The sequence below is a fragment of the Chamaesiphon sp. OTE_20_metabat_361 genome, from assembly GCF_031364565.1.
This window is the reverse complement of the sequence record NZ_JANLWO010000481.1, coordinates 1-4,266: the sequence shown is the minus strand read 5'-3', so window position 1 is coordinate 4,266 and position 4,266 is coordinate 1. Positions and strand designations below refer to the sequence as shown.

General features: G+C 50.6%; 5 protein-coding genes. All 5 read right to left on the bottom strand.

All coding sequences use genetic code 11. The features are described 5' to 3' along the window. On the bottom strand, positions 1-485 hold a 485-nt coding region (hisF, locus tag RMO35_RS14050), incomplete at its 3' end, for a HisA/HisF-related TIM barrel protein (RefSeq protein ID WP_309741931.1). A 261-nt stretch (positions 486-746) separates the two neighbouring features. Then, positions 747-1,655, bottom strand: coding sequence for a hypothetical protein (locus tag RMO35_RS14045; protein WP_309741930.1), 909 nt, complete (start codon positions 1,653-1,655; stop codon positions 747-749). Between the two features lie 196 nt (positions 1,656-1,851). Further along, a complete protein-coding gene (locus RMO35_RS14040) occupies positions 1,852-2,325 on the bottom strand; it encodes a tryptophan-rich sensory protein (protein WP_309741929.1) in 474 nt (157 codons plus the stop codon). Positions 2,326-2,576: 251 nt separating this feature from the next. After that, positions 2,577-3,017 carry an NADAR family protein gene (locus RMO35_RS14035; protein ID WP_396135670.1) on the bottom strand — a complete coding sequence of 147 codons (441 nt, stop codon included), beginning with the start codon at positions 3,015-3,017 and terminating at the stop codon, positions 2,577-2,579. A gap of 123 nt (positions 3,018-3,140) precedes the next feature. Next, positions 3,141-4,266: HhoA/HhoB/HtrA family serine endopeptidase (locus tag RMO35_RS14030; protein WP_309741927.1), on the bottom strand; the 1,126-nt coding region annotated here is incomplete at its 5' end.

Genomic DNA, 4,266 nt, shown 5'->3' with positions numbered 1-4,266 from the left:
TGCGCCCATTTGACCGCATCTAGCCCGGTATTCTCCCGACCGCCTTTGACATAGACATCCCAGCCGGGATTACTCGGATCGTGACGGCGCTTGGCATCGATCGCGACGACAATACACTGATTGCCGAATAAGTCGCTAGCATCATTAATCAAATTGGGATTGCGGACTGCTGCTGAGTTGAGACTGACTTTATCCGCCCCCGCCCGCAATAAGTCTTTAATATTCGCTGGCGATTGAATCCCTCCACCGACAGTCAGCGGGATAAATATCCGATCCGCAGTCCGGTAAACGACATCGATCATCGTGTCGCGATCTTCGTGACTGGCGGTGATATCCAGAAATACTAACTCATCCGCGCCCGCATCATTATAAACTTGCGCCAGCTCTACCGGATCGCCTGCATCCCGCAATTCGACAAAGTTAACGCCCTTGACGACGCGACCAGCTTTGACATCCAGGCAAGGTAGAATTCTTTTGGCTAACATATACAAATCTTGGTGTGGTTGTGAACAGCTCTCATCCTCGCTCGATCGTGGCGATCTGAGTTCTGCTCACTTTAGATAATACTTTCAATCCCGTACAGCAGCTCATCAAAATTCACCAACCGAATCGATCGGGGTGAGGTAAAAGGTAAGAGGTAAGAGGTAAGAGGTAAGAGGTAAAAGGTAAGAGGTATAGATCTGTGATTCTTCAATTAGAGATTGGTATGACAGCTATTAACCCAATCTCTAATTTGAGCTAGTGAGTTAACCGACTTCGGCGAGTTTCGCCGTGGCGGTTTGGCGGAGGGCGGCATTCTGTTTGCGATCGCAGATCTCGATCGTGGTGCGGAGATCGGCTGTTGCCGCTTCCCGATTATCGCGTGCTAACCGTGCGAGGGCGCGGAAGTAATAGGCGTGTTCGTCATTGGATTGCAGGCTGCCAGATCCGGGAGTTTCGCGGGCGAGTGCTTCGCTGTAGTCGCGACTGGCTCCAAACTCGTCACCCAAAGCTGCCAGCGTCACGCTTCGCGCATAGTAGGTAGCGATTTCAGGGCGTTGAGTGAGGGATTTGGACAAACTTGCCAAGGCAGATGGATAAAGAGCAGATGTGGCTTGGCTGACGCCGAGGTTGTAATAATCGCTCGCACTGGGCGCAGTTTGGGTACAACGGGTAAAGTCAGCGATCGCGCCATCATTATCGCCACTGTAAGAGCGGGCTACAGCTCTAGCAGCATACACCCATTTCATGTCAGCATTTAATGCGTTCGCGGAGCGTTCCTGTAAGGAAATCGCCCGATCGAAATCCGCTAATGCTTCGGTCATCCGATTCTCCTCCAGAGAGGCTCCGCCAACGAGTTGCGTATAGCTCATTGCCCTACCAGCATAGGCTTCAGCCAACAACGGATCGAGAGAAATTGCCAGTGTAAAATCGACGATCGCACCTGATTGGTCGCGAGCGTAGTGCCGCATGAAACCGCGCCCGGAGAAAAGTCTGGCATCCGTCGGGGTCGCCAAGATTGCTTGGTTGTAAGCGGACAGGCTGCCCAGCGAACGCTCTTTAACCGCTGTTTTAGGTTTACTCACCCCAGCGGTATCACCGCAGAGGTATTCGGTAAAATCGTCGCAGATCTGGTTGAGATCGTTAGAAAGAGATCGAACTATTTCGTCAAACAAGTGCATCGCGTTCTTCAAGTACAGAGATTTGATAATGTTGTCGCCGATGCACCCCAATCGCAGCTAAGACCGAGCGGAGTTCATGGAGATCTCGATTTTCGTCATGCTGATTTATCGTTCTAAGTCATTGTAATCCCAATTTCTCGATCGATCGCCAAATTGCTCACATCAAGCCCGATCGCTATTTTGCCTGCCGCTAATCTCGACTCGAATTTAGCCCTTCCATCACCCATGTTACATACGTCCCGATCGGACTCCAGAGCAGATAGGGGATGAGTAAGGCTGTTGCCGTACTCGAAACTGGATAAACCAAGATCGCCAGAATGACACCAATAACCCAGCCTGCGGCACCGACAATCGTTCCTGCCCGCAGATTCTTAAACAAGAACATAGAGGGCGTGTAGAGCATAATAGACACCTCTAGGAGCAGATACACTGCCATCAGTCCCCAGGGTGGATTACTCGGAGCTGCTTCCCAGACATTGTACGCCGACCACACGCCGCAGATCAGGATGACCGTCCAAATGACCGGAATCAGCCCCTCGAATGTCAGCCAGGTAGGACGGCGTTGGCGATTGAACCAGCGATACCCTTCTGGTGTATTTAGTCTCCCTAGCCCAACCGCAACTAGTACTGCCACGATGCCGATAACCAGCCAGGATTTAATCATTGATTTAGATGGGAGATGGGAGATGGGAGATGGGAGCGCAAAGATTAGAGGGTAGAGTAGGGTGGGCACTGCCCACCATCTAAGTTTCGAGCATTGTCAAGCTGATAAATCTTTGAGTTCTACCGATCGTTAATTATCAATTATCAATTATTCCTCAGTCGTGTCGTCCCAGTAGGGTGGACACTGCCCACCATCTAAGTTTCGAGCATTGTCAAGCTGATAAATCTTTGAGTTCTACCGATCGTTAATTATCAATTATTCCTCAGTGTTTCTCTGACTTGCATGAGAGTCAATCCTAGCTGATTTTTGCCTGTGCCATCTTTGCCACAGCCCCAATAATAGTCGTTGGGGGCGTTTTCGACAATTTCTTCATCGCCAGTACCAATCAGAATTTCGCGCAGATCGAGGTGGATTTGAAATTTGCACAGCACGGCGCGGAGCATGATTTCGTCCTTCACCTGTTCCCAATCGCTGCGGAGAGGCAATGTGCGCTTTCTACCCATTTTAGCGGCATCATTAGGCGTTCGGATCGATCGAATTTGTTCGAGATAGGGGGTGTTAATGAATTTCTGGGCTTGGAAATAGTGTTCGGTGGTGTACCACCACAATTTATCCATTACAAAGCCATGCTTGGAAAAGTTGGAGAAGCAACCGTAGGGTGTTTCTCGATCGGTGTAAAAATAGATCGTCACAGGATTACCATAAATAAGGCGGAGTGTGAGCAGTGTCGGCAATTCAAGCTTACGGACAATAATGTTGGTGATTGTCCCCATTTAGCACTACTCACTCTCGCCACTAACGACGGTTGAGATTGGTTATTCTGGGGCTGCTGCCATCGGCGGCGCGGCAACAGGCGTCACATTCAGCGAGAGTGTCTGACCGTTGCGACGGACTTGGACGCTAATGCTGGTACCGATTTTGGTAGTTTCAACCGCTTGCTGCACTTCGTTGACAGTTTGGACTTTTTTGCCGCCGACACTTTCAATGATATCGCCAGACTTGATGCCAGCAATGGCTGCGGGTGATTGGCGCACAACGCGAGCGATCAGGGTACCTCGATCGACGTCGATCTTTAAGTTAGCATTGGGATCGTTGTTGATGCGATTCTTGAGCTGTGGCGTCAGATCGATCATTTGAATGCCCAAGAAGGGATGATCGACTTTACCTGTGGCAATCAGTTGGCTGGCAATTCGCTGGGCGGTATTAATCGGAATGGCAAAACCCAAGCCTTGAGTACCGCGCAGAATGGCGGTATTCACGCCGATGACTTGTCCTGCGGCATTGAGCAAGGGGCCGCCGGAGTTGCCGGGATTGATCGCCGCATCGGTTTGGATGAAGTTGACGCGCTTATCGGCAGCGCCGATGTCTGCACTAGAGCGTCCGGTACCGCTGATGATGCCAGCAGTAACGGTATTATCCAATCCTAATGGATTCCCGATCGCGATCGCCCATTCACCAGGTTTGATCTTATCCGAATCGCCAATTTGGATACTAGGTAGATTGCGATCGGCAATTTGAACGATTGCGACATCGGTGACTCGATCGATCCCTATGACCTTACCATCGATCGTCCGACCATCTTTGAGAGTGACGGTGACTTTGGTTGCGCCAGAGACGACGTGAGCATTGGTCATAATCTGACCGTTATTATTAATAATAAATCCCGACCCGGTGCCCTGCCTGATTTCCCGTTCTCCAGATCCACCCGATTGGGGCGCGCGATTGCCAAAGAATCGCCGGAACAGGGGATCTTCTTCACCATCTGCCATGGCAGGTCTTGCCGCGACAGTTGTAGAAGCATTAATTCTCACTACGGCGGGGCCAACTTTATCCACCACATTGGTGATGAAGTTAGTATTGACAGTGGCTAAGATGCTGCTACTATTTGCTACTTTGGGCGTAGCTACAGCCGGAGATTCCAGCGTCGTGGGTACCTGTTCT

What these genes read in the sequence shown, in the direction of transcription:
- RMO35_RS14040 (WP_309741929.1), bottom strand. Translation starts at nt 2,325, where the DNA reads ATGATTAAATCCTGGCTGGTTATCGGCATCGTGGCAGTACTAGTTGCG.